We start from the raw sequence: 23,864 nt of genomic DNA on the forward strand, positions 1-23,864 counted from the left end.
CCGCAAAAACGCCGTCTCCCGTTGCACCGCGCGCCTGGATACGCATACCCTCGGGAAAGCGGGTCGGCGGGGCTTTTGCATTGGGTAATGACCATCGCTCGGTTGAGCTGGAAGGGTTGAGGACATGACGAGGATGCATGCGACGCTGGGGTTTGTCCTCGCATTGACCATCGCGCCGGGGGCGGAGGGGGCAACGACTGCGAGCGCGGCGGACCGACAGCTCAAGGCGCTGTACGATGCCGAATGGCAGTGGCGGCAAAAGGAGTTTGCCGAACTCACGGACGGCCTGGAGACCAAGGCCGACGATCATTGGCCCGCGGTGACCGCGGCCGACTGGGCCCGGCGCAAGGCATATTGGCAGGACGTGCTCGCGAAGATCGCCCGGATTGCTCCGGCTGGCTATTCGGACGAGGAGCGCCTGAATGCGGCTGTGCTGACCGAAACGCTGCGCGCCGATATCGCGAACATCGCGTATCGGACGTACGAAGCCCCGCTCAACAGCGACTCCGCGTTCTGGAGTTCGGTCAAACCCTATTCGCCGTTGCAGACCGCCACCGAATATCGCCGCTATATCGCGCGGCTGCGGGACGTGCCGCGCTGGTTTGCCGAGAACACGCTCAACATGCAGGCCGGGTTGAAGCGCGGGTACACGCCGCCGCGGGTTACGCTCGCTGGCCGCGATGCGACGATCGCCGCGTTCGCGGTGACCGGGCCGGAGAACCCGCTCTACGACCCGTTCGAGACGATGCCGGCCTCGATCCCTGTGCCCGAACAGACCGCGCTGCGCGCCGAGGCGGCGCGGGCGATCGACGCGCAGGCGGTACCGGCCTATGCCCGATTGCTCGACTTCTTCCGCAAGGTCTACCTGCCCGGCGCGCGCGAGACGCTCGCCGCATCGGCGCTGCCCGACGGCAAGGCCTTCTATGAAAGCCAGGTTCGCGAATATACCACGCTCGACCTGACGCCCGCGGCAATCCACGCGATCGGCCTGAAAGAGGTCGCCCGGATCGATGCCGATATGAAGGCGACGATCGCGCAGACCGGTTACACGGGCAGCTTTGCCGACTTCCTCGCTTTTCTCAGGAGCGATCCGCAATTCTATGCGCGGACCCCCGACGAGCTGCTCGGTTTTTCATCCTACGTCGCCAAGCGCATGGATGGACGGCTGAAGGATGTCTTCACCGTCCTGCCGCGCTATCGGTTCACCATTCAGCCCGTGCCCGATGCGATCGCCCCGCTCTACACGTCGGGCCGGGGCGGGCTCAGCGGCTGTCTGATGAACACCTACGACCTGAAGTCGCGGCCGCTCTATAATATCGTCGCGCTGACGCTGCACGAATGCGTGCCCGGGCACAGTCACCAGGCGGCGATGGCGCTCGAGGCGCCCGATCGCCCCGCCTTTCGGCGCGCGACATATTTCTCGGGCTATGGCGAGGGGTGGGGGCTGTATGCCGAATGGCTGGGCACCAAGCTCGGCATGTACCGGACGCCGTATGAGGAATTCGGACGCGAGACGTTCGAGATGTGGCGTGCGTGTCGGTTGGTGATCGATACGGGGCTTCATAGCCAGGGCTGGACGCGGCAGCAGGCGATCGATTATCTCGCCAGCCATACCGCGCTCGCCAAGCTCGACGTCGAGATCGAGGTGGACCGGTATATCAGCTGGCCTGGACAGGCGCTGGCCTACAAGCTTGGCGAAATGAAGATGCGTGCGCTTCGGGCGACAGCCGAGCGCGAGCTTGGCCCGAGGTTCGATCAGCGTCGGTTCCACGACCGGCTGCTCGGGTTGGGGTCCGTGCCGCTTCCGGCGATGGAGCGCGAGATGCTCGCCTGGATCGCTCGGGAGAAAGCGACGCCGCCTCTCTGAAGGGGCCGGCCGACCGGCGAGCGATCCGGTAGTGGATCAGACCGAGCGACGGGCCAGCGCGCGTCGGCGCTGTGTCGTTGCGGCGCGGGCGCGCTCGACCGCCTCGGTCTCGGTCACGTCGAGCAGATGATCGATCACGCGCGCGAGGTGATCGCGCATCGCCAGTCGCGCATCGACCGGTGACCGCGCCTCGAGCGCGGTCAGGATCCGGCCATGTTCCTCCATCCGGTTCTCGATCCCGAGACTGCCCGCCTTGAGCAGGACTTCGCGCGCGAGCGGCGACCGATAGCGCAGGTCCCAGAAATCGGTGACGGCGGAGATGATAACTGCGTTGCCGGTCGCTTCTGCAATGGCGATATGAAACCGCCGGTCGGCGTCTTCGGCGGCAGTGACGTCTTCCTGTTCCATCTCGGTCAGCATCTTGCGCAGTTCGGCGAGCTGCGGTTCGGTGATCTCGGTCGCGGCGACGGCGGCAACCTCGCCCTCGAGCAGACGGCGCGCCTCGGTGATCTCGAACGCGCCGATGTCGAGTTCCTGGTCGGCGTTCGCGGTGGACGCGGCGAGGACGAACACGCCCGATCCCTTGCGCGCCTCGACCATGCCCTTCATTTCCAGCGCGATCATCGCCTCGCGGATCGTCGGCCGGCTTACCTGGAACCGTTCGGTCAGATCGCGTTCCGCCGGTAACCGCGATCCGACCGGATAGGCGCCGTCCTCGATGTCGGCGATGATCGCCTTGACGATCCGCCGATACAGCTTTCCTCCGCCGTCGGTCGTCACGGCCGTGCTATCGTTCATGTGGGCCACCCGAAGCTTCGATCATGCCTGTCCTAGTTCGCGCAACGCGCGCCGTCGTCAACCCCGGCATCGCCGCAGCCTGTTGCGAGTGTGGCCTTCGCCAGCGCGCAAACGCCGGGAATGTCGCGAACGCGTTGTCGATGCGTCGAAATTGCGCGGCCGGCGCGCCTGGCAGTATCAGTCCTCGGCCCAGCGCCGCAGCAGGTTCGATTGCGTTTTTGCGAGCAGGTCGAGTTCCGGCGTCTTGCCGAGGCGCTCGAACAGCGCATGCCGTGCGGTTTCGAGGTCGAACAGCATTTCACGCTTGGCGGCATCGCGGACGAGGCTGCGGACCCACGTCACCGCGGCATGGCGTTCGCCTTTCGTGACCGGCGCGACGCGGTGCAGGAAAGTGGTTGGATACACGACCGCGTCGCCTGCCGCGAGCTTGACGTCCTGCTCGCCGGCTGCGGACTCGATGACGAGTTCACCGCCGTCATAGTCTTCGGGATCGGACAGGAACACGGTGACGGAGAGGTCGGTACGCATGCCGCCCATGATCGCGTCGTCGACATGGCTGCCATACGCCATCCCGGGTTCGTACCGGCTGAAGAGCGGCGGGCGAACGAGATGAGGCCGTGCCGCCATCCGGAAAAGCTGGTGATCGAGCAGTCGGTCCGTCACGAGATCCTGCATCCGTGCGAGCAGCGGATCGGCGCGATCGACCTGATCGTTGCGCTTGACGAGACGCGCTTCGCGCCCCGCTGTCTGGCGGCCATCGACATAGCGGACTTGCGCAAGGTTATCCCGGAGCCACTGAACATTCTCGGCATCCAGAACGTTTGCGATCATGATCAACATCTGGAACCCTCTCGCTGCGGCATGATGCCGGGCACGAGGCTCTAGCCAAGCAGGCGCGGGAATGCGCGTCGGAAATGGTAAGTATATGCGTACGAAATTATGGGTCGGCGTTGGTGCGTTCGTCGTGGCGCAGTCCGGGCAGGCCGTCATCGCCCATGCCGCTTCGCCATCTTCGGCCGTCGCCGACCAGGTCGCGGGCCGGTCCGGGGAGGGCGGCGAGAACGAGCGCGGCGAAGGTGAAGGGGAGGGCGAAGGACGACGCCCCGTCGCACGCTCGAGCAAGGCGCGTCAGATCGTTCGCAATCCCCGTCGCGCCCAGGCCGCGCGGCAACACGCCGGCCAGCGCGGCGAGGGCGAGTATGAGGGTGGCGAAAACGAACGTGGCGAAGGTGAGGGGGAAGGCGAGCGCTGATCGCGCAAGCCTGAGCGTCAGAGCCGTACTGCTGAAGGAAAACGTCGTGCTCCTGCGCAGCGACGTTTTGCCGTTGCGCCGAGCATGCTGATCCTCTGGGAAACAGCCGCGAAGCCTGCGGCGCGCCCAGCTTAAACTGCGCCCGAGCTAGGTTGTGGCGCCGGTGTGCGCGCGATCCTGATGCGCGATGTAGCTGTCGAGCGCGCTGGCGGCGTTGAGCATGTGCGCGCGCATGCGGCGACCGGCCTCCTCACCATTGCCCTCGGCGATTGCCTGCATCACCGCATCGTGTTCCGCGCGCGAACTGGCGAGGCGGCGGGCTTGTCGCAGCTGCATCCGGCGGAAGGCGTTGAGGCGCGTGCGGACCGCGATCGCCTGGTCGGCGAGGAAGTCGTTATGCGCGGCGCGGTAGATCGCCTCGTGGAAGTCGCGGTTCAGCGCATCATACGCGTCGACGTCGTCCTGCTCGACCGCGGCCTGGCTCGCCTCGTGAATGCGGAGCAGGCGGCTGCGTTCGAGCGGGGTGATGCGGTAGGTGGCGAGGCGGACGCACACCGCCTCCAGCTCCGCCATCGTCTCGAACATGTCCATCACCTCGTCGGCGGTGACGTGGCGGACGATCACGCCGCGGCGCGGGCGGACCTCGACCATGCCGCTGGTCGCCAGCTGGCGCAGCGCCTCGCGGACCGGGGTGCGCGAGGCGCCGTAGCGGTCGGCGAGCTGCTGTTCGTCGAGCGTGGTGCCCGGTGCCAGCTCGCCTGACGAGATCGCGTCGGTCAGCGCGTTGCGGATCCGGTCGGACAACAGGCCCGTGTCTTCGGTGTCGATATCCGCCACGTGTCCTCAGCCCCCCACGATCGCGCGGACGATCAGGTAGAGGATCGACGGCGCCACCAGACACCCTAGCCCGGTATGGAAGGTCGCGGTCAAGGCGCCATAGGGAACGAGGCGACGATCGGTCGCGGCAAGCCCGCCGGATACGCCGCTGACCGTGCCCATCAGCCCGCCGAACACCATCGCGCTGCGCGGGTTGTTGAGACCGATGAGCCCTGCGACGAGCGGGGTTCCGACCATCACCATCACCGCCTTGAACACGCCCGTCGCGATCGACAGCGCGATGACGGGTGAGCTCGCACCGATCGCCGCGCCCGTGACGGGCCCGACGATATAGGTGACCGCGCCTGCGCCGATCGTCGTCATCGACACCGCATCGGTATAACCGAACGACGCCGCGACCAGCGCGCCGACGATGAACGGCAGGATCGTGCCAAGCAGCAGCGCGACGACGCCGATCAGCCCTGCCTTCTTGGCCTGTTCGACATCGACCTCGCACGCGGTGGCGACGATCGCGAAGTCGCGCAGCATCGCGCCGCCCATCAGGCCGATCCCCGCGAGCATCGGCAGGTCGGCAAGCCCCTTGTGCCCGCCCGTCGCGATCCCGCCCCAGAAGGCGAGTGCGAGCCCGATCAGGATCGCGATCGCCGAGCCATGGACCCGGCCCATCGTCAGCTTGGCGGACAGGATGTTCGACAACCACATGACGATGCCGACGACTGCGAACGCGGTGAGCAGCGCATTGGCGGTGAGAACCTTGGTGATCATTTCCATGGGTTCGGTCCTTAGCGCAGGGTGATCGGGGCGGGGGATCCGGCTGCGATCGCCATCTCGGCTTCACGCGTCTCGCGCGCCTCGATCTCGTCCATCGTCTCGGGCGTGCCCGACATCCGGCTGATGATCGCCACCGCGCTGAAGCACAGCAGCAGCGCGCCGACGCCCGCGATCAGGACGATCGGACCGCCCTCGACCGCGGCGACGACATCCTGCTGCGCCGCCATCGCGACGACGATCGGGATATACAGCGCGCCCCAGAAGCCGATCCCGCGCGACACGCCTTCGTTGTAGCGGCCGCGCGTCTTCAGCCACATCCGTGCGGCGATCAGCAGGATCATCGCGATGCCGACCCCGCCGACATTGGCCTTCACGCCGAGCAGCACGCCAAGGCCTTCGCCGAGCAATTGCCCGATCAATGTACAGATCGCGAGCAGCGCGACTCCGGCAATCATGCGCCGCGTCCCGCATATGGGGCGGCAACGGGTAGGGACTCGCTCATGGCATATCCTCTCAATGTATTCGATCTAGCGTCTTATACCTCCTTAAGTATGCACAGGGTTGCGTTTCGAGCAATAGGGAATACAAGAGCGGTGGAATAAGCGTCAGGAGACGATGCGGTGCGGCAATGGAATACGCGCAAGCAGATGCGCGAGGAGCGGATCGCGGCGGGTCGTGGCTTTGCCACCGACAAGCTGGTCGATCCCGAAACGCTCGTCGACTTTCTCGAGGCGGTGCTCAGGCCCGGTGACCGGGTCTGCATCGAGGGTGACAACCAGAAGCAGGCGGACGTGCTGGCCAAGGGGCTGGCCGCGATGGACCCGGCGCGGATCCATGACCTGCACATGGTGCAATCGGGCGTCGTGCTGCCCGAGCATCTCGACGTGTTCGACAGCGGTATCGCGAAGCGGCTCGACTTCTCCTATTCGGGCCCGCAATCGGCGCGGATCGCCAAGATGCTGTTCGGGGGCAAGATCGAGCTTGGCGCGATCCACACCTATCTCGAACTGTTCGCGCGCTATTTCGTCGACCTGACGCCGCAGGTCGCGCTGATCGCCGCGGTCAGCGCGGATCGCCACGGTAATCTCTACACGGGTCCGAATACCGAGGACACGCCGACCGTGGTCGAGGCAACGAGCTTCGGCAGCGGGCTGGTGATCGCGCAGGTCGGTGAGATCGTCGATACGCTGCCGCGCGTCGATATCCCCGGCGACCAGGTCCATTTCGTGCTCGACGCGGGGCGGCCCTTTTATGTCGAGCCGCTGTTCACGCGCGATCCCGCGGCGATGACCGAGACGCAGATCCTCACCGCGATGATGGCGATCAAGGGACTGTATCAGCCCTACGGCGTGCGCCGGCTGAACCACGGCATCGGCTTCAACACCGCGGCGATCGAGCTGCTGCTGCCGACTTATGGCGAGAAGCTCGGGCTGAAGGGCAAGATCTGCACGCACTGGGCGCTCAATCCGCACCCGACGCTGATCCCCGCGATCGAGGCGGGGTGGGTCGAGCAGGTCCATTGCTTCGGCTCCGAAGTCGGCATGGAGGATTATCTCGCCGCGCGGCCGGACATCTTCTTCACCGGACCCGACGGCTCGCTGCGCTCGAACCGCGCGTTCAGCCAGACCGCGGGTCTGTACGCCTGCGACATGTTCATCGGCTCGACGCTGCAGATCGACCTTGCCGGGCACAGCTCGACGATCACCGCGAACCGCATCGCGGGCTTTGGCGGCGCGCCCAACATGGGATCGGACGCGCGGGGCCGGCGCCATCCCAGCGCTCCCTGGTTGCAGGCCGGCGCGGAGGCGGATCCCGACACCGCGGCGCCGCTTCGGCGCGGACGCAAACTCGTGGTCCAGATCGGCGAGACGTTCGGCGAGGGCAATGCGCCGTTGTTCGTCGAGAAGCTGGGGGCGCTCGAACTTGCGGAAAAGCTCGATCTCGATCTCGCGCCGGTCATGGTCTACGCCGACGATACGACGCACATCGTGACCGAGGAGGGCATCGCCAACCTGCTGCTGTGCCGCAATGCGGACGAGCGCGAACAGGCGATCCGCGGCGTCGCGGGCTTTACCGAGATCGGCCGCGGCCGCGACAGGGCGATGGTCGAGCGGTTGCGCGAACGGAAGATCATCCAGCGGCCCGAGGACCTCGGGATCGACCCGCTCGACGCGAACCGGAACATGCTGGCCGCGCGTTCGATCAAGGATCTCATGCTCGCCTCGGGTGGGCTCTACCGGCCGCCGAGCCGGTTCCGGAACTGGTAGGAGACGACGCATGGAAATTCTCCATTTCGATATCGCGGCGCCGATACCGGCGGGCGGGACGCGCGCGATGGCGCTGGTCGGCGTCGTCGCGTCGGGCAATCTCGAGGTGCTGGTCGAGCGCGGCGACGCGGCCGATCGGTGCGCGATCGAGATCAGCACCGCGGCACACGGGTTTCGCGACCTGTGGGACGCGGTGGTCGCCGATTTCGTCGGCCGGCGCGCGGCGGGGGGCTTGCGGATCGCGATCAACGACGGCGGCGCGCGGCCGGATACGGTGTCGTTGCGGCTGGCGCAGGCCGTTCGCCTGATCGAGGAGCCCGAGGCATGAGCAATATTCGCCAGAGCTGGTACGAAGCGGGTGCGCGCGAGCGGATCGCCGCTTTGGTCGATCCGCGCAGCTTCGCCGAGTTCGTCGGGCCCGAATGCCGCGAGACGAGCCCGCATCTGGGCATCTTCGACCTGCCCGCGCAGTTCGACGACGGCGTTGTCGTCGGCAGCGGCACGATCGACGGCACGCCCGTCCTCGTTGCGGCGCAGGAAGGCCGCTTCATGGGCGGCGCGTTCGGCGAGGTCCACGGCGCGAAGCTCACCGGGCTGCTGCGAGCGGCCAAGGCGCTGGCACGCGACGTCGTCATCGCGTTCGACACCGGCGGCGTGCGCTTGCAGGAGGCCAACGCGGGCGAGATCGCGATCGCCGAGATCATGCGCGCGATCGCCGAAGCGCGGCTGGACGGCATCCGCGTCGTCGGGCTGATCGGTGGGCGCGCAGGCTGCTACGGCGGCGGCGGGCTGATCGCGGGGTGCTGCTCGACGCTGATCGTGTCCGAACAGGGCCGGATCAGCGTGACCGGGCCCGAGGTGATCGAGACCAACAAGGGCGTCGAGGAATTCGACTCGCGCGACCGCGCGCTGGTGTGGCGGACGATGGGCGGCAAGCACCGCACGCTGATCGGCGGCGCGGACGTGTTCGTCGACGACGACGCGGCGGCGTTCCGTGCCGCGGCGACGGCGGCGCTCGCGCGACCGGCCAGGCTCGACGCCGCCACGCTGGCAGCGGAACAGGCGCGACTCGAGCGGCGGATCACGCGGTTCGGCGATCTGGGCGATGCGACCGATATCTGGAACGCGCTCGGAATCGACAATCCGAAGGCGATTCCCGACATGCCCGCCGACGCCTTCGCGACCCTAGCCGCCCAGTACCGGGAGAGCGCCGATGACGCCCGCTGAGATCCTCGATTCGCTCTTCCCCGCAGGGCACGACGTCACGCCCGAAGGCGATCTTCTGTTCGGCCGCGCGGCGTTCGGCGACGGCGTCGTCCATGTCGTCGGCGCGACCGGCCGCGCACCGATCGGGATCGACCAGGCGATCCGGCTGTCCGCCGCGGTGCTGGAGATCGCGTCGACCGACGACGCCGCGCCGATCCTGTTCCTCGTCGACAGCGCGAGCCAGCGGATGAGCCGGCGCGACGAACTGCTCGGGCTAAGCGAATATCTCGCGCACCTCGCCAAGTCGTTGCTGCTGGCGGAGGCGCAGGGGCATCGCACGATCGGGCTGCTCTATGGTGGCAGCGCGGCGGGCGCGTTCATCGCGACCGCGCTGGCGTGCGGCACGCTGGTCGCGCTGCCCGGCGCGCATCCCGAAGTGATGGACCTCGCCTCGATGGCGCGCGTCACAAAGCTGCCGCTCGATGTGCTCGAGGCGAAGGCCGCGGCGACGCCGGTATTTGCGCCGGGCCTCGACAACATCGTCAAGGTCGGCGGCATTGCGGAGACTTGGGATCCGGCCAACGGTCTTGCGGAGCAGTTGGCGATGATACTGGATCATTCGCCCGCCAAGGAGGACGAACGCGGCGCGCGTGGTGCCGCGCGCGGCGGGCGGCCAGTGTCCGCCCGCATCGCGTCTGCGGTCGTCGCGGCGGCGCAGGGGTAATGCGGTTCGACCGGCACCACATCGTCCGGCTCGACCCGGAACGCTGGCCAGAGATTCTGGCGGGGCACGCCGAGGCGCGCCGGATCCCGCTGGTCGTCGAGTGGGTGAGGGCGGGGCGCCCGCTGATCGTCCGGCGGCCGCTGTTCGAGGATGTGCGCGACCATGTGCCGCTTGGCCTCCCGCTGCCGCCGTCACACGGCAAGCAGCGCCTTGCGTTCATTGTCCCGTCGGACGCCTTGCTGTCGATCGAGCCGCCACCCCTGCTCGCCGATGCGCGTATCGCAGCACCCGCTGGCTGGCAGGACGCTATCGAGGCGGTCGTTGCGCTCGATCCTGCGACGCGGTGTTTCGGCGGCCTTGCCTGGGCATATCTGACCGGGCTGTCCTACCTGACTGCCACTTCGGACCTCGATCTGGTGTGGCGCGTGGGCCGTGCCGGCGATGTCGACCGGCTGTTACCTGCGTTGGTCGCGATTGCCGCTGCGGCGCCGATGCGGATCGACGGCGAAATGGTCACGCCTGCCGGACTGGCGATCCAGTGGCAGGAATGGCGCGGCGACGCCGCCGACCTGCTGGCCAAGACGGCCGATGGCAATCGGCTGGTACGCCGTGACGCGGTGTTTGCATGACGGCGTTGCGACGTCTCGCGCCGACAGGCGATGCCGAATTGCTCGCCTCGCTCGCGACCCTAAGTCTCAAGACAGAGGTGGCGACCTATCCGAAGCCCGGCCTGGTCAGTCCCGTCGATCCCGGCGCGCATGACGATATGGACGCGGCGTTGATGAACCGGAGCGCGGACGCCCTCGAGCCCTATTTCGCGGCCTTGGCGGGTGCGGGCGCAGACGGTGCGGACATGAGCCGCCTTCGCGCGATCGGCATCGAGGCGGAGGCGGCAATGATGGTTGCGACGCGCGGCGTGAATACGCATCGGGGTGCCATCTTCGGGATGGGGTTGCTGTGCGCGGCGGCAGGATTTCGAGCGCGGTATCACGTGGCGGCGTCGCTTGGCGCGATCGTCAGGAACCGGTGGGGTGCCGCGATCGAGCGCGGCCCGACGCAGCCGCACAGCCACGGCAGCGAGGTCGCACGCCGCCATTCGGCCGGCGGCGCGCGCGCGGAAGCAGCCGCCGGCTTCCCGTCGCTCTATCAACTGGCGATACCCGCGCTCGTCCAGGGACGGAGCCTGGCGCGCCTGCACGCGAAGACCTGGCCGCATGCGGCGCAGGTTCACGCGGTGATGGTGCTGATAGCCGACGTCGCGGATACCAATCTCCTTTATCGCGGCGGCGCCGAGGGGCTGGCGTACGCGCAGGCCGAGGCACGGGCATTTCTCGAGGGCGGGAGCATTGCGACCAGGGGATGGCATGACCGCGCGGTAGCGATCCACGAGCGCTTCACCGCGCGTCGGCTCAGCCCGGGTGGCTGCGCCGATCTTCTCGCGATGGCGATATTTGTCGAGCGTCTGACGTGACGCTGGCGCTGCTGTGTTCGGGGCAGGGGCGCCAGGATCCGGCGATGTTCGATCTGTTCGCCGATGCGCCCGCCGCGGGGGCGATCCTCGCCGAGGCCAGTCGTTTGCTTGGCGAAGATGTCCGGTCGGTATTGCGCACGAGCGATGATGCGGCGTGGCATGCCAACCGGACGAGCCAGATCCTGTGCGTCGCGCGCGGTCTGGCAGCCGCTGCCTGCCTCGCACCCAGCGCGCCGCTCATCGTGAGTGGGTACAGCGTCGGCGAAATGACGGCCTGGGGTGTCGCGGGGCTCTGGTCGCCCGAACGGACATTGCGGCTGACGGCGCTGCGGGCCGAGATCATGGACGCCGCGGGCGGGCCCGATGACGGACTCGGGTTCGTCCGCGGACTGCCGATCGATGCCGTCACGCGATTGACCGCGCAATTCGGCTGCGCGATCGCGATCGTCAATCCCGGCGAGATGTTCGTCATAGGCGGTATCCGCGACGACGTCGCGCGCTGCTGCGAGGCGGCGCTCGCGTCAGGCGCGACCAGCGCGCGGCCGATTGCGGTTCATGTCGCCTCGCACACGCGACGCCTGTCGGCGGCGGTCCCGACCTTTCGCGACGCGCTGCTGACCGCGGATATGGCAAGACCGGCCCCGGGACGGACGCTGCTCAGCACGACGGGCCCGACCATCGTGGGGGGGCAGCAGGCGATCGAGGGGCTTGCAGCGCAGATCGACACGACAATCGACTGGGCGGCGACGCTCGAAGCGCTGATCGAGCGCGGTGTCGACCGGATGCTCGAACTCGGGCCCGGCACCGCGCTGGCCGACATGGTGCGCGCGACCTATCCGATGGTCGATGTCCGCGCGGTTGACGACTTCCGCACCTGCGCGGGAATCACTTCCTGGATCGGATGAACCACGGCGTCGGCTATGCCGCTACGACGCGGGCTTCATCCATCCATGCATCGTCATCCAGCGGGTGAACGCGTCGAACCATCCGGTGCTGGTCGTGGATTTCGGATACATGCCAAATCCGTGTCCCCCCTGTTCGTACAAATGGAACTCGACGGGGCGCTTCGCTGCATGCCAGGCATCGATCAGGCCGAAGCCGGCGTTGCCGAAAAACGGATCGTCCGCCGCGAGCGCCACGAACATTGGCGGCGCATCGCCGGGCACCGGCATGGCGGAGAGCGGGCCGTAGACGTTGCCGATGAACGCGGGTTTCGCATCCTCGCCGACCAGCGTCGTCGCCATCGTCAGCATCGCGCCCGCCGAGAATCCGACCATGCCGACTCGCGCCGGATCGACGTGCCATTCCCCGGCACGCTTGCGGACCAGGCTGAACGCGGCGCGGGCATCCGCGATCTGCGGTTTCAGACTCGCCATCATGGTGGCAGGGTCGGGTCGCGGGGGGCGTGCGCCGGGGGCGAACATCGCGCGCATCGACTGCTCGAATCCGGGCATATCGACGGGTGTCGGGTTGAGCCGGTATTTGAGGACGAACGCGGCAACGCCGCGCGCCTCCAGCGCTTTCGCGACATCCCAGCCTTCATTCTCCATCGACAGCGTACGGAACCCGCCGCCGGGTGCCACGATGACGGCGGTACCCGTCGCCTTTGCAGGGTCGGGCAGGAACGGCGTCAGCGTGGCGACGGTGACGTTGCGCGCGAAGACGCTGCCATATTGGCTATGCCAGGCCTCGGGGGCGTTCGTGCCAGCGAGCTTGCCGGTATCCAGGATGATCGCAGTCGGCTGATCGGGGACGGGCAACGGGGTCATCGCGTCGGCTGAGATCGATGTCGCGGACTGCGCCAGCGCCGGTGCTGCAGCAAGCAGGGGGAGGAGCGCGGTCATCGTCAGGCGCCAGGCGATCTTCCGACGGATGCCGTGTACAGTTCTCATCGCGCTCTCCCATTTTTCTTATTGGGACGAACCTATCGATAGCGCTATCATCGGACAATCCCCGAATTCGTACCAGTATTGCTCGCGCGTGGTCCGGCTGCGGCGGGATGATGCGCGTTATCCTTTGCGCACATTCTCGAAATAGCGCGCAGAATCGGGAACGTAAGCAGCGACCGGCCTTTGGTGTCCATGACAGACCAGCGGGAGCTCCACATGACCGATACCAATCGCCGTACATTTGTGACGGGCGCAGCGCTTGTCGCGGGCGCAGCCGCAGCCGGTGCGAACTCCGCGTCCGCACAGGCGGGCGGTGGCGTTCAAGCCGCGACCGCGCCTGCCGCTGCCGCCTACCCGAAACCGCCGTTCGCGGTGCAGCGTCAGCCCTGGCCGGGGCTCGCATCGAAGATGTCGCCGCGGCCCGATCATGGCGAGACGAGCTACAAGGGGTCGGGGCGGCTGAATGGCAAGAAGGCGCTGATCACCGGCGGCGATAGCGGTATCGGCCGCGCGGCGGCGATCGCCTATGCGCGCGAGGGCGCCGACGTCGCGATCAATTATCTGCCTGCCGAGGAGCCCGACGCGCGCGAAGTCGTCGCGTTGATCCGCGCGGCCGGCCGCAAGGCGGTCGCGATCCCCGGCGATCTGCGTGACGAGAAATTCTGTCGCCGGCTGGTGCAACAGGCGGCGGATCAGCTCGGTGGGCTCGATATCCTCGTGAACAACGCAGCGCGGCAGCAGACGAGGCCCGGCATTGCGGACATCACCAGCCAGGACTTCGACGATACGATGAAGACCAACGTCTATGCGCCATTCTGGCTGACCAAGGCGGCGCTCGAGCGCATGACCGCAGGCGCGGTGATCGTGAACACCTCTTCGGAGCAGGCCGGGTCACCGTCGAAGGACATCATCGATTATGCAATGACGCGGGCCGCCGTGCTGAATTTCACCAAGGGCATGGCCAAGCAGCTCGCCGAGCGGGGCATCCGCGTCAATGCCGTCGCGCCGGGGCCGTTCTGGACCCCGTTGCAGGTCAGCGGCGGTGCGACGCCGGAAAAACAGCGTACCTTCGGCGAAACCTCGCCGCTCGGGCGCCCCGGTCAGCCCGCCGAGATTGCCGGGCTGTACGTGGCGGCGGCCGATCCATCATTGAGCTATTCGACCGGACAGATCTTCGGGTCGACGGGCGGCAACGAGCAACCCGCCTGATCCGATCGTCGACACGTTTTGCGGGGCCAGCCCGATCAAGGAGACTATGAGCAACGACGATTTCGATGGCGCGCGCGACCCGGCGCGCGCCGGTTCAGGGCGATCCGTCCCCAAGGGGCGCCTGTCGCGGCTCGGTGTGTTCGGGCGGATGGCGGGCGGCGTCGCGGGCGGTGTCGTCAGCGAGGGCGCGCGTCGGTTGGCGAGCGGGGAGCGGCCCCGCATGGCGGATCTGCTGATGACCCCCGCCAATGCGGTGCGCGTCGCTGACCAGCTGGCGCATCTGCGTGGCGCGGCGATGAAGTTGGGGCAGATGGTGTCGATGGACGCGGGCGACATGCTCCCGCCCGAACTGGCTGCGATCCTGGCGCGCCTGCGCGACAATGCGCACCATATGCCGCCGCCGCAGCTCGACCGCGTTCTCACCGCCGAATGGGGGCGCGACTGGCGGCGGCGCTTCGCGCACTTCCAGGCACACCCGATCGCCGCGGCGTCGATCGGTCAGGTTCACCGCGCCAAACTGCCCGATGGGCGCATGCTGGCGATCAAGGTCCAGTATCCGGGGGTAAAGGAAAGCATTGACGCCGATGTCGACAATGTCGCGACCTTGTTGCGCGTGTCGGGACTGCTGCCCAAGGGCCTCGATATCTCCGCACTGCTTGCTGACGCGAAGCGGCAGCTGCACGACGAGGCGGATTACGAGCGCGAAGGCGCCATGCTCGAACGCTATCGCGGGCTGGTAGGCGACGATCCCACGCTGATCGTGCCCAAGCTCGAGCCGGCCCTGTCGACATCGCGCGTTCTCGCGATGGACTATATCGAGTGCGTCCCGATCGAGACGCTCGATACCGAGCCGCAGGATGTCCGCGACAGGACGGTGGCGCGGCTGATTGCGCTGACCTTGCGCGAACTGCTCGACTGGCAGCTGATGCAGACCGATCCCAATTTCGCGAATTATCGCTGGCAGCCCGAGACGGGACGGATCGTGCTGCTCGATTTCGGCGCGGCGCGCGCGGTGCCCGCCGTCGTCGCCGACGGGTATCGGCGCCTCCTGGCCGCCGGGCTGGCCGGTGACCGCGACGCGGTGCGCGACGCGGCTGTCGCGGCCGGGTTCCTGGGCGAGAATGCCGTCACTGCGCATCGACCGGCGATCGACCGGATGATCGACGTGATCCTTGAGGAGATGAACCGGACCGGCGCGTTCGACTTCGGCGATCGTGGATTTGTCTCCGTGTTGCGCGACGAAGGCACGACCGTCGCGCGCGACCGGGCGAGCTGGCATATTCCGTCCGCGGACATGCTCCTGGTTCAGCGCAAGATCAGCGGTACCGCGCTGCTCGCCGCGCGGCTGAAGGCGCGTGTGGATGTTCGATCGATGGTGTCGGCCTATCTTCCCTGACCTAGTAAGGCGATCACCGGACGCGATAATCCCGCTTTGGCGACCATAGCCTAGGCAGCTAATAGCATCACCAATGGTTCAATGCGTATGAACGGCGATATTCGCGTCGCGCAAAGAGAGTTGGAGACTGGTATGCGTAACAAACGCCCTGACGGGATCGAGGATTACAAGGGCGCCGCCGGCGGTTGGGGAGCCCTGCGTGCGGTCGCTGCATCGCTGAAGGCGCAGCAGATCGTGGTCCGTGGCGGCCAGACGCTGCTGAAATCGAACCAGCCCGACGGGTTCGACTGCCCGAGTTGTGCATGGCCCGACCCGAAGCACACGTCGTCGTTCGAATTCTGCGAAAACGGTGCGAAGGCTGTCGCGTGGGAATCCACCGCGAAACTGATCGGTGCGGACTTCTTTGCCGAGCACAGCGTTTCGGACATCTGGAAACAGAGCGATCACTGGATCGAGTCGCAGGGACGCGTCACTGAACCGTTGCGCTACAATGCGGCGACCGACCATTATGAGGTCGTGAGCTGGGATGAGGCGATTGCCGGCATCGGCGCGGGCCTCGCCGCGGTGCCCGATCCGAACCAGGCGGAATTCTACACCTCGGGTCGCTGCTCGAACGAGGCGGCGTTCCTGTACCAGCTGTTCGTGCGGCTGTACGGGACGAACAACTTTCCCGACTGTTCGAACATGTGTCACGAGGCGACGTCGGTCGGTCTTCCGAAATCGATCGGGATCGGCAAGGGGACCGTCAGCCTCGAGGATTTCGATCATGCCGATCTGATCCTCTCGATCGGTCATAACCCGGGGACGAACCATCCGCGGATGATGGCGACGCTGCGCGAGGTATCGCGCCGCGGCGGCAAGATCATCGTGTTCAATCCGCTGAAGGAGCGCTCGCTCGAGCGGTTCGAGTCGCCACAGTCGGTGGTCGAGATGGCGACCGGCACTTCGACCCAGATCGCCAGCAGCTATCTCCAGGTCAAGGTCGGTGGCGATGCCGCGGCGCTGAAGGGCATTGCCAAGGCACTCGTCGCGCTCGACGACGCGGCACGCAGTTCGGGCGGCGCGCCGGCGCTCGACCATGCGTTCATCGCCGAACATACCGCGGGGCTCGATGCGTACATCGCCGATCTGGCGGCGGCCGACTGGACCGACATCGAACAGGCGAGCGGTCTGTCACGTGCCGATCTTGAAGACGTCGCGCGGATCTACGCGACCTCGAAGGCGACGATCGCGTGCTACGGCATGGGGATCACGCAGCACCGCACGGGTACGAGCAACGTGCAGCAGCTCGCCAACCTGCTGCTGCTGCGCGGCAATATGGGCCGGCCGGGCGCGGGGATCTGCCCGCTGCGGGGCCATAGCAACGTTCAGGGCGACCGTACGGTCGGCATCACCGAGCGGCCAATGCCGCTGTTGCTGGACCGGATGCGCGACGTGTTCAACTTCGAACCACCCCGCGAGCATGGTCATTCGGTGGTCGAAAGCATCGCCGCGATGCGCGACGGCAAGGCCAAGGCGATCGTCTGCCTCGGCGGCAACCTCGCGATCGCCTCGTCCGATCCGCAGGCGTGCGCAGAGGGTTTTCGCAACCTCGATCTCGCAGCACACATCACGACCAAGCTGAACCGGACGATGCTGTTGATGGCGAAGGACACGTACATCCTGCCATGCCTCGGACGCACCGAACTCGACACGCAGGCGAGCGGGCCGCAGTCGGTCACCGTCGAGGATTCGATGTCGATGGTGCACGCGTCGCGCGGCTTCCTGATGCCGCCGGGCGAGAATGTGAAGTCCGAGATCTGGATCGTCGCCGAGATCGCCAAGGCGACGCTGAAGGGCAAGGGGGGGATCGACTGGGACGGCTACGCCGCGAATTACGATCTCATCCGGGACAAGATCGAGGCGGTCTTTCCCGATTTTGCCAACTATAACGAGCGCATTCGCCAGCCGGGCGGGTTCCATCTTCCCAACTCCGCTGCGTTGCGGATCTGGAAGACGGAAAGCGGAAAGGCGAACTTCATCGTCGCCGAGGGGGTCCAGAAGGACGAGACGGCGAACGAGCCGAATGTCCTGCGCCTGACCACGCTCCGCGCGCACGACCAGTACAATACGACGATCTACAGTCTGGACGATCGCTATCGCGGCGTGTTTGGCCGTCGCGACGTGTTGTTCATGAACGAACGAGACATGGCCCGGCTGGGCTATGCCGAGGGCGACGTGGTGGACGTCGCCACCGCGCTGCAATTTGCCGCGCCGGACCGCGTCGTGCAGAAGCTGACGCTGGTCCGCTATGCACTGCCCGATGGGTGTATCGCGTCCTATTACCCCGAGACGCAGCCGCTGATCGCGCTCGAGGATCACGATCCGCAGAGCTTCACGCCGTCCTACAAGTCGGTGCCGGTGGTGGTCCGGCCGGCTGAAGCAGACATGGGCGTCGAGCGCGGCGTCGTTCGGGAAGGCGTGGTGGGGCAGCAGGAACGCGTACCGGCATGAGTGCGGGCTATACGCCGCTGATTGAAACCTATGCCGAAACCGCTGCCGCCAAGATGGCGGCATTGCGTCGATCGCCAGGCGGGTTTTTCGTCGGGGCGATGCTGGCGGGAACGTATATCGGTATCGCGATGATCCTTGCGCTGAGCGCCGCCGCGGGGCTGGATGCAGGGATCAGACCGCTTGTGATGGGCGCGACGTTCGGCGTCGGGCTGGTGCTGACGGTATTTGCCGGCGCCGAATTGTTCACGGGCTATGTCATGTATCTCGGGTTCGGGCTTGCGCGCAGGACGATCACCGCGAGCCAGGCGATTAGTCTCGTGGTCGTGGTGTGGATCGGCAATCTCGTCGGCGGCATCATGCTCGCGGCGATCTTCGCTGCCTGCGGGGACGGGCCCGTGTTCGATCACGCCGACACGATGTTCAGCGCGTTCGTCGCGCACAAGGTCGACGCCGACGCGGGCGCGCTGTTTGCGCGTGCCGTGCTCTGCAACTGGCTCGTGTGTCTGGCAATCTGGACGTCGGCGCGGATGAAGGGGGATGCCGCGAAGTGCATCGGCATGGCCTGGATCCTGCTGGCGTTCGTCGCGCCCGGTTTCGAGCATTCGGTCGCGAACATGACCGCACTGACGCTGGCGTTGATGATGCCCGACGCGTCGATCGCCCTTGGCGGGGCATTGCGCAACCTGGCCATCGTCAGCGCCGGCAACATCGTCGGTGCGCTGGTGTTTGTCGTTGCGGCGTATATGGCGATCGCACGAACCGAAGAGGCGCCGTCGACGGACCGCGGCTGAGACGAGGAGGGGGCGTGGCCAAGAAGCATTACCTGACGGCCACGCTTCCCGACGGCTATGTGAAGACGATCGGCCCCACGGCCACGCCATTCACCCACTATTGGCGGATCGTCGCCGTGCTGGCGAACGGCCGAACCGAGGTCTTCTGGGGCCATACCAAGACGCTTGCCGAGGCAAAGCGAAAGCGGACCGCGGCGGCCGATGCGGCGAGCCAGCGAGGATGGGTGTCGCACCAGTTTGAAATCGTCGAGGTCGTGCGGACGTAAAGGCCGGAGCGAACCGGCGTCCTTTGTAGCCGTGCCTGAGCGACGCCAGGCACACGCTGCCTCCCCGGACCGACGTGCTGCGATGGCCGTCAAACGCAGAACGACCGCCCTTCGCTGGATAGCGCGGGCGGTCGAACGTCGACGGTCGGGCACCAGCCGCGCTGGTGCCCCTCCGGATCAGGCGAGCGTGCGAACGCCGGGCTCGCGATCCCAATAGCGCTTCGTGCCAGCCGTCGCGATCGCATTCAGATCGACGACGCCCGCGTCGGATTCGACGCCAGCCTTGTCGAGCAGCGGCTTTGCTGCGGCATTGGCACCGATCGCCTTGAGGTGACCAAAGGCATCCATGACCCACTGGACCGCGGCGCCTTCCTTGAGCAGCGTCTTGCAGCCCTCGGCCGAAAGGATGACCGCGACCGCATCGAAGATTTGCGACGGGCTGCCCGCGAGCTGGCCCTGTGCCTTCTTCATGCTGCCATCGGCGAGCTTGGCACCGCCGACCTTCGGCGCGACGAGGACCGGCTTGCCGCCGGCACCCTCGACTGCCGCAACGACCGCGTCGATCTCGCCACCGTCCGAACCGTCGGCGATCAGGATGCCGACCTGACGACCCTCAAGCGTGTCCTTCATGTTCTGCTGGATCGACAGCGCCGGGCTAGGCGCCATGTCGACCGGCTCACGGAAGGCGGGGTTCGCTGCGGGCAGGTCGATACCGAGACCATCCGCCACGCGGCTCGCCAACTCCTCGTTGACGTTGCGCAGGTTGGCGACGGTGCGCTCCTGAACATGCGCGAGGCCGACCTTCGACAGTTCGAAGGTGAAGGCCGACGCGATATGCGCCTTCTCGTTATCCGTCGCCGACACCCAGAACAGCCGTGCCTGGCTGTAATGATCCCCGAACAGTTCGGCACGCATCCGCAGCTTTTCGCCCTGCTCGTCCGCACCGGTCGGGTTCGTCGTGGTCACGAAGCCCTTTGGCGACTCGCGTGGGCCACCGTCTTCGCCGACGACCGACAGGCTATTCGGCTCGTAATTGGCACGACCCTTTGGCACCTTGGTCTGCATCATGCCGTCACGCTGGAAATTGCCGGCGGGGCTGCGCGGTGCGTTGACCGGAATCTGGTGGAAGTTCGTGGTGCCGAGACGCGACTTCTGCGTGTCGAGATAGCTGAACAGGCGACCCTGCAGCAGCGGATCGTTCGAGAAATCGATCCCGGGGACGATGTTGGTCGGCAGGAACGCAACCTGCTCCGTCTCGGCAAAGAAGTTGTCGACGTTGCGGTCGAGCACCATCCGCCCGATGATCCGGACAGGAACGTCCTCCTCGGGGATCAGCTTGGTCGAATCGAGCACGTCATAGGGCTGCGCCTCGGCAAACGCCTTGTCGAACACCTGGATGCCGAGCTCCCACTCCGGGAAGTCGCCGGTGTCGATCGCTTCCCACAGGTCGCGACGATGGTAATCGTTGTCCGCGGCCTGCAGCTTGAGCGTCTCGTCCCAGATCGTCGACTGGAGACCGAGCTTGGGCTTCCAGTGGAACTTGACGAAGCTCGACTTGCCTTCCTCGTTCACGAGCTGGAACGTGTGGACGCCGAAGCCTTCCATCATCCGCAACGAACGCGGCAGGGTGCGGTCAGACATCGCCCACATCTGCATGTGCGTCGATTCAGGCGTCAGCGACGCCCAGTCCCAGAAGGTGTCGTGCGCCGAACCCGCCTGCGGATAGGCGCGGTCGGCCTCCATCTTCACCGAATGGATCAGGTCGGGGAACTTGATCGCATCCTGGATGAAGAACACCGGGATGTTGTTGCCGACGAGATCCCAATTGCCCTCGGTCGTGTAGAACTTGACCGCGAAGCCGCGCACGTCGCGCGGGGTGTCGACCGAACCGGCACCGCCAGCGACTGTCGAAAAGCGCGTGAAGAGCTCGGTCTTCGTGCCCTTCTTGAACACTGCCGCCTTGGTCAGGTCGGAAATGTCGTCGGTCGCCTCGAAATAGCCGTGCGCACCCGATCCGCGAGCATGGACGATCCGCTCGGGGATGCGCTCGTGATCGAAGTGGAAGATCTTCTCGCGCAGCACGAAATCCTCGAGCAGTGTCGGGCCGCGCGCGCCGGACTTCAGGCTGTTCTGGTTGTCGGATACGGGGACGCCGTGATTGGTGGTCAAAACGGGTACGTCGCCGCCCGCCTGCTGGTGCGTTTCACCACCGTTGCCGGGGTTACGCTGTTCGATGTCGCTCATTGCGGATCCTTGCTGTCGAGGACGATAGTCGCGCAGTTAACGAGCGATACGCGTGCCCGGGTCCATCGTGCTGCGACGGAATTAGCCTGCTTCAGATTAGGCGTGATGCATATTGACGGCACCAGGCGGCATCGATCGGCGCGTGCTCCGGGCTTTGGCGCGGCGGATGGTGCTGACCAGGCGCCACAGCAGGATGAACCCGATCGCGAGCAGCATCAGCGCGCCGAACACCAGCGCGAGATAGAAGCCCGGGGCAAGCCACGCGGAGCGTATCGCGGCCACCGCGGGGGCAGCGCGGAGGGATATCGATGATGCACCGGCGTCGATCGCTGTCATGACCTGTCCCCGGCGCGGGGTATGGAGCCATCGAGTCCCCGCGCCTGGTCGATGATATGCCTCCGGATTATTGCAGGTGTGGGACAGGCCTCATCCTGGCGTCAGCGCGCCTGCACGATGCGTGGCCGGAACGCGCCGATCCCGGCGATCGCGAGACGACGCGCAGGAATCGCGGTCTCGGCAAAGCTGAACCGCAGGAACCGCGTCGCGACCGGCGCTTCGAAGGCGATGCGCTGTGTCGCGAGCGCATAGGCGATGTTGGGAAGTTCGCCCGAGCCCGCCTCGCGCCAAGTCTTGCCGTCGGTGCTGATCTCGACCCGGTAGGCCTTGGGGGGCGCGGTATCTGCCATGACCGCGCGCGACGGCGTCAGGCTGAACCCCGCGAGCGTCTCGGTCGCGCCGAGATCGATCGTGACGAGGGCGGGCATGCCGGGCCGCGGTGCGGGGACCGCCCAGCGGGTTGCGGCGTCGGTGTCGAGCAGCGCTTCCGCGCCGGGTGCGGAGGCGGCGGCGATCGACCAGCCGGCGGTCGGAACGATGCTTGCATCGCTTTCGACGACGGGGGCGACGGGAACGGGCGCGACCTGACGGAACAGCGCGACCTCGCGAATGGCGGGGCAGGCGGGCGCCTCGAGGATACGTAGCCGCAGACGGCGCGCGGTGACGGGCTCGGCGAGACGGATGATCCGCTGCGCGCCGATGCCCTGATGCTGCGCGAGTTCGCGCCACTGGCCACCCACCTCTGCGTCCACCGCAAACCGCGTCACGCGCACGCCGAGCGGCAGATATTCGCGCAGGCGGATGAGATCGAATGTGCGTCCGGGCGGCAGGTCGAGGACGAGGCTGGGGGTGGTGACCCCGTCCGGGGTCGACCAATAGCTGTCAGCCGCGCCGTCGAGGACCTTGGCGGGCGCGAAACTCGGGCCGCGCGCATGGCTGGCGGAGGCGACGGCGCCCCGGGCAAGGTCGCGCGCGAAGGTGGCGGCCTGCGCGGTGCCGAATGACTTCAAGACTGCGACGTCGATATCGGCGAGTTTGCCGCGACGGTCGGGTGGCAGGTTGAGGTTGAGGTTGGTGCCGCGTCCGACCGACTCGTCGTGGAGCTTCACGAGGCGTTCGGGCGACTTGACCTTCGAATCCTCGTCCGCGTGATAGAACCAGCCGGGGCGGATCGAGACGTCGGTCTCGGCCGGCCACCAGAGCGGCGCGGCGCGCACGCCCGAATTGCCCTCGCTCTGGACATAGGGATGGTTCGGCATGGTCGGCCAGCAGGGATCACCCGCGACGCCGTCCTCGTTGCCGACCCAGCGGACGTCGGCGCCAAGCGGGTCGAAGGTGCAGGCCATCGGCTGATGCTGATGCACCAGCGCGACGATCGACGGCCAGTTGTAATATTTCGGCGCATCGATCTTCCGCGTGTCGCGCGCGCCGCCATAATAGCCGTCGCCGCCATTGGCGCCATCGAACCAGAATTCGAACAGCGTCCCGTAGCGCGTGCAGAGCTCGACCACCTGCTTGCGGAAATAGTCGACATAGGCCGGGCGGCCATATTCGGGGTGGTTGCGATCCCAGGGCGAGAGGTAGAGCCCGAAGTCGAGCCCGCCGCGGCGCGTCGCACGCTCCATCTCGCCGACCACATCGCCCTTGCCGGCCTTGTACGGGCTGTTGCGGATGCAATGCTCGGTCAGCATCGTCGGCCAGAGGCAGAACCCGTCATGATGCTTGGCGGTCAGGATGATGCCGCGCATCCCGCCAGCCTTTGCGGCGGCGACGATCTGATCGGGGTCGAAATCGGTCGGGTCGAAGAGCTTGGGATCCTCGTCGCCATAGCCCCATTCGCGATCGGTGAACGTGTTGATCGAGAAATGGACAAAGGCATATTGCTCGCGCGCATGCCAGGCGAGCTGCCGCTTCGACGGCGTCGCCCCCCATGGTCGTGGGGCAGGCTGGCGTGCCGCACCCAGCGCGGGAGCGGTCGCTGCGGTCGCGGTTGCAGCGACGCTCGAGGCGAGCAGGCGGCGGCGGGAAACTTCGGTCATCATCGTCT

23 protein-coding genes are annotated in these 23,864 nt (G+C 66.7%); 14 read left to right on the forward strand and 9 right to left on the reverse strand.

All coding sequences use genetic code 11. The features are described 5' to 3' along the window. The first annotated feature begins 133 nt into the window (after positions 1 to 133). A complete protein-coding gene (locus ASE72_RS13960; protein ID WP_056024116.1) occupies positions 134 to 1,867 on the forward strand; it encodes a DUF885 domain-containing protein in 1,734 nt (577 codons plus the stop codon). A gap of 36 nt (positions 1,868 to 1,903) precedes the next feature. On the opposite strand, the gene ASE72_RS13965 is transcribed toward ASE72_RS13960, so the two are convergent. Then, a complete protein-coding gene (locus ASE72_RS13965) occupies positions 1,904 to 2,665 on the reverse strand; it encodes a FadR/GntR family transcriptional regulator (RefSeq protein ID WP_056022610.1) in 762 nt (253 codons plus the stop codon). Between the two features lie 177 nt (positions 2,666 to 2,842). After that, positions 2,843 to 3,496 carry a Fe2+-dependent dioxygenase gene (locus tag ASE72_RS13970; RefSeq protein WP_200916302.1) on the reverse strand — a complete coding sequence of 218 codons (654 nt, stop codon included), beginning with the start codon at positions 3,494 to 3,496 and terminating at the stop codon, positions 2,843 to 2,845. Between the two features lie 94 nt (positions 3,497 to 3,590). Between ASE72_RS13970 and ASE72_RS13975 the strand changes: the two genes are divergently transcribed. Next, positions 3,591 to 3,917, forward strand: coding sequence for a hypothetical protein (locus ASE72_RS13975; RefSeq protein ID WP_156350500.1), 327 nt, complete (start codon positions 3,591 to 3,593; stop codon positions 3,915 to 3,917). Positions 3,918 to 4,064: 147 nt separating this feature from the next. Here the strand turns inward: ASE72_RS13975 and ASE72_RS13980 are convergent, their stop codons facing one another. Genes ASE72_RS13980 through madL form a run of 3 tightly spaced genes read right to left on the reverse strand, consistent with a single transcriptional unit; the run spans position 4,065 to position 5,980 of the window. Further along, positions 4,065 to 4,754, reverse strand: a complete 690-nt coding sequence (locus ASE72_RS13980) for a GntR family transcriptional regulator (RefSeq protein WP_056022618.1) — start codon at positions 4,752 to 4,754, stop codon at positions 4,065 to 4,067. Positions 4,755 to 4,760: 6 nt separating this feature from the next. Continuing rightward, a complete protein-coding gene (gene madM / locus ASE72_RS13985; protein ID WP_056022622.1) occupies positions 4,761 to 5,525 on the reverse strand; it encodes a malonate transporter subunit MadM in 765 nt (254 codons plus the stop codon). An 11-nt stretch (positions 5,526 to 5,536) separates the two neighbouring features. Beyond that, on the reverse strand, positions 5,537 to 5,980 hold the full coding sequence (gene madL / locus ASE72_RS13990; protein ID WP_056022625.1) for a malonate transporter subunit MadL: 444 nt from the start codon (positions 5,978 to 5,980) through the stop codon (positions 5,537 to 5,539). Positions 5,981 to 6,145: 165 nt separating this feature from the next. On the opposite strand from madL, the gene mdcA reads away from it, so the two are divergent. The 7 genes from mdcA to ASE72_RS14025 are packed head-to-tail and all read left to right on the forward strand — an operon-like array spanning position 6,146 to position 12,098. After that, complete coding sequence (gene mdcA, locus ASE72_RS13995; protein ID WP_082446078.1) at positions 6,146 to 7,792, forward strand: malonate decarboxylase subunit alpha; 1,647 nt, start codon at positions 6,146 to 6,148, stop codon at positions 7,790 to 7,792. 10 nt (positions 7,793 to 7,802) lie between these two features. After that, positions 7,803 to 8,120: a malonate decarboxylase acyl carrier protein gene (gene mdcC, locus ASE72_RS14000; protein ID WP_056022628.1), complete on the forward strand. Its 318-nt coding sequence runs from the start codon at positions 7,803 to 7,805 to the stop codon at positions 8,118 to 8,120. Further along, positions 8,117 to 9,019: a biotin-independent malonate decarboxylase subunit beta gene (locus ASE72_RS14005; RefSeq protein ID WP_056022631.1), complete on the forward strand. Its 903-nt coding sequence runs from the start codon at positions 8,117 to 8,119 to the stop codon at positions 9,017 to 9,019. The genes mdcC and ASE72_RS14005 overlap by 4 nt, the downstream gene beginning before the upstream one ends. Beyond that, on the forward strand, positions 9,006 to 9,722 hold the full coding sequence (gene mdcE, locus ASE72_RS14010) for a biotin-independent malonate decarboxylase subunit gamma (RefSeq protein ID WP_056022634.1): 717 nt from the start codon (positions 9,006 to 9,008) through the stop codon (positions 9,720 to 9,722). The genes ASE72_RS14005 and mdcE overlap by 14 nt, the downstream gene beginning before the upstream one ends. Beyond that, on the forward strand, positions 9,722 to 10,351 hold the full coding sequence (mdcG, locus tag ASE72_RS14015; RefSeq protein WP_056022638.1) for a malonate decarboxylase holo-[acyl-carrier-protein] synthase: 630 nt from the start codon (positions 9,722 to 9,724) through the stop codon (positions 10,349 to 10,351). Before mdcE ends, mdcG begins: the two co-directional genes overlap by 1 nt. Then, a complete protein-coding gene (gene mdcB, locus ASE72_RS14020) occupies positions 10,348 to 11,193 on the forward strand; it encodes a triphosphoribosyl-dephospho-CoA synthase MdcB (RefSeq protein WP_056022641.1) in 846 nt (281 codons plus the stop codon). Before mdcG ends, mdcB begins: the two co-directional genes overlap by 4 nt. Then, complete coding sequence (locus tag ASE72_RS14025) at positions 11,190 to 12,098, forward strand: ACP S-malonyltransferase (RefSeq protein ID WP_056022644.1); 909 nt, start codon at positions 11,190 to 11,192, stop codon at positions 12,096 to 12,098. Before mdcB ends, ASE72_RS14025 begins: the two co-directional genes overlap by 4 nt. A gap of 21 nt (positions 12,099 to 12,119) precedes the next feature. On the opposite strand, the gene ASE72_RS14030 is transcribed toward ASE72_RS14025, so the two are convergent. Continuing rightward, positions 12,120 to 13,037 (reverse strand): alpha/beta hydrolase, encoded by a 918-nt coding sequence (locus ASE72_RS14030; protein WP_443024781.1) that lies wholly within the window; start codon positions 13,035 to 13,037, stop codon positions 12,120 to 12,122. A gap of 261 nt (positions 13,038 to 13,298) precedes the next feature. On the opposite strand from ASE72_RS14030, the gene ASE72_RS14035 reads away from it, so the two are divergent. The 5 genes from ASE72_RS14035 (at position 13,299) to ASE72_RS14055 (ending at position 19,237) form a co-directional block, all read left to right on the forward strand. Further along, positions 13,299 to 14,291 carry an SDR family oxidoreductase gene (locus tag ASE72_RS14035; protein ID WP_082446080.1) on the forward strand — a complete coding sequence of 331 codons (993 nt, stop codon included), beginning with the start codon at positions 13,299 to 13,301 and terminating at the stop codon, positions 14,289 to 14,291. 46 nt (positions 14,292 to 14,337) lie between these two features. Next, on the forward strand, positions 14,338 to 15,687 hold the full coding sequence (locus tag ASE72_RS14040) for an ABC1 kinase family protein (protein ID WP_056022653.1): 1,350 nt from the start codon (positions 14,338 to 14,340) through the stop codon (positions 15,685 to 15,687). Positions 15,688 to 15,819: 132 nt separating this feature from the next. Then, entirely contained in the window at positions 15,820 to 18,180 is a 2,361-nt protein-coding gene (locus tag ASE72_RS14045) for an FdhF/YdeP family oxidoreductase (RefSeq protein ID WP_056022656.1), read from the forward strand. Next, the gene (locus ASE72_RS14050; protein ID WP_056022659.1) at positions 18,177 to 18,971 is read left to right on the forward strand and encodes a formate/nitrite transporter family protein; all 795 of its coding nucleotides are present in this window, start codon (positions 18,177 to 18,179) and stop codon (positions 18,969 to 18,971) included. The genes ASE72_RS14045 and ASE72_RS14050 overlap by 4 nt, the downstream gene beginning before the upstream one ends. 14 nt (positions 18,972 to 18,985) lie before the next feature. Beyond that, a complete protein-coding gene (locus tag ASE72_RS14055) occupies positions 18,986 to 19,237 on the forward strand; it encodes a hypothetical protein (RefSeq protein WP_056022661.1) in 252 nt (83 codons plus the stop codon). Between the two features lie 177 nt (positions 19,238 to 19,414). On the opposite strand, the gene ASE72_RS14060 is transcribed toward ASE72_RS14055, so the two are convergent. The 3 genes from ASE72_RS14060 to ASE72_RS14070 all read right to left on the reverse strand — a co-directional run bounded on the left by ASE72_RS14060 (position 19,415) and on the right by ASE72_RS14070 (position 23,856). After that, positions 19,415 to 21,481 carry a catalase gene (locus ASE72_RS14060; RefSeq protein WP_056022663.1) on the reverse strand — a complete coding sequence of 689 codons (2,067 nt, stop codon included), beginning with the start codon at positions 21,479 to 21,481 and terminating at the stop codon, positions 19,415 to 19,417. Between the two features lie 96 nt (positions 21,482 to 21,577). Continuing rightward, a complete protein-coding gene (locus tag ASE72_RS14065) occupies positions 21,578 to 21,817 on the reverse strand; it encodes a hypothetical protein (protein ID WP_056022665.1) in 240 nt (79 codons plus the stop codon). Positions 21,818 to 21,918: 101 nt separating this feature from the next. Next, on the reverse strand, positions 21,919 to 23,856 hold the full coding sequence (locus ASE72_RS14070; RefSeq protein WP_056024122.1) for an alpha-L-fucosidase: 1,938 nt from the start codon (positions 23,854 to 23,856) through the stop codon (positions 21,919 to 21,921). Positions 23,857 to 23,864: the final 8 nt, after the last annotated feature.

It is taken from the genome of Sphingomonas sp. Leaf20 (assembly GCF_001421535.1).
Lineage (GTDB): Bacteria > Pseudomonadota > Alphaproteobacteria > Sphingomonadales > Sphingomonadaceae > Sphingomonas.

Bases quoted from the DNA above. Each gene is read 5' to 3' on its own strand.
- ASE72_RS13960 (WP_056024116.1), top strand. From the start codon at position 134: ATGCATGCGACGCTGGGGTTTGTCCTCGCATTGACCATCGCGCCGGGG.
- ASE72_RS13965 (WP_056022610.1), bottom strand. From the start codon at position 2,665: ATGAACGATAGCACGGCCGTGACGACCGACGGCGGAGGAAAGCTGTAT.
- ASE72_RS13970 (WP_200916302.1), bottom strand. From the start codon at position 3,496: ATGATCGCAAACGTTCTGGATGCCGAGAATGTTCAGTGGCTCCGGGAT.
- ASE72_RS13975 (WP_156350500.1), top strand. From the start codon at position 3,591: ATGCGTACGAAATTATGGGTCGGCGTTGGTGCGTTCGTCGTGGCGCAG.
- madM (WP_056022622.1), bottom strand. From the start codon at position 5,525: ATGGAAATGATCACCAAGGTTCTCACCGCCAATGCGCTGCTCACCGCG.
- madL (WP_056022625.1), bottom strand. From the start codon at position 5,980: ATGATTGCCGGAGTCGCGCTGCTCGCGATCTGTACATTGATCGGGCAA.
- mdcC (WP_056022628.1), top strand. From the start codon at position 7,803: ATGGAAATTCTCCATTTCGATATCGCGGCGCCGATACCGGCGGGCGGG.
- ASE72_RS14005 (WP_056022631.1), top strand. From the start codon at position 8,117: ATGAGCAATATTCGCCAGAGCTGGTACGAAGCGGGTGCGCGCGAGCGG.
- mdcE (WP_056022634.1), top strand. From the start codon at position 9,006: ATGACGCCCGCTGAGATCCTCGATTCGCTCTTCCCCGCAGGGCACGAC.
- mdcG (WP_056022638.1), top strand. From the start codon at position 9,722: ATGCGGTTCGACCGGCACCACATCGTCCGGCTCGACCCGGAACGCTGG.
- mdcB (WP_056022641.1), top strand. From the start codon at position 10,348: ATGACGGCGTTGCGACGTCTCGCGCCGACAGGCGATGCCGAATTGCTC.
- ASE72_RS14030 (WP_443024781.1), bottom strand. From the start codon at position 13,037: ATGACCGCGCTCCTCCCCCTGCTTGCTGCAGCACCGGCGCTGGCGCAG.
- ASE72_RS14035 (WP_082446080.1), top strand. From the start codon at position 13,299: ATGACCGATACCAATCGCCGTACATTTGTGACGGGCGCAGCGCTTGTC.
- ASE72_RS14040 (WP_056022653.1), top strand. From the start codon at position 14,338: ATGAGCAACGACGATTTCGATGGCGCGCGCGACCCGGCGCGCGCCGGT.
- ASE72_RS14045 (WP_056022656.1), top strand. From the start codon at position 15,820: ATGCGTAACAAACGCCCTGACGGGATCGAGGATTACAAGGGCGCCGCC.
- ASE72_RS14050 (WP_056022659.1), top strand. From the start codon at position 18,177: ATGAGTGCGGGCTATACGCCGCTGATTGAAACCTATGCCGAAACCGCT.
- ASE72_RS14060 (WP_056022663.1), bottom strand. From the start codon at position 21,481: ATGAGCGACATCGAACAGCGTAACCCCGGCAACGGTGGTGAAACGCAC.
- ASE72_RS14065 (WP_056022665.1), bottom strand. From the start codon at position 21,817: ATGACAGCGATCGACGCCGGTGCATCATCGATATCCCTCCGCGCTGCC.
- ASE72_RS14070 (WP_056024122.1), bottom strand. From the start codon at position 23,856: ATGACCGAAGTTTCCCGCCGCCGCCTGCTCGCCTCGAGCGTCGCTGCA.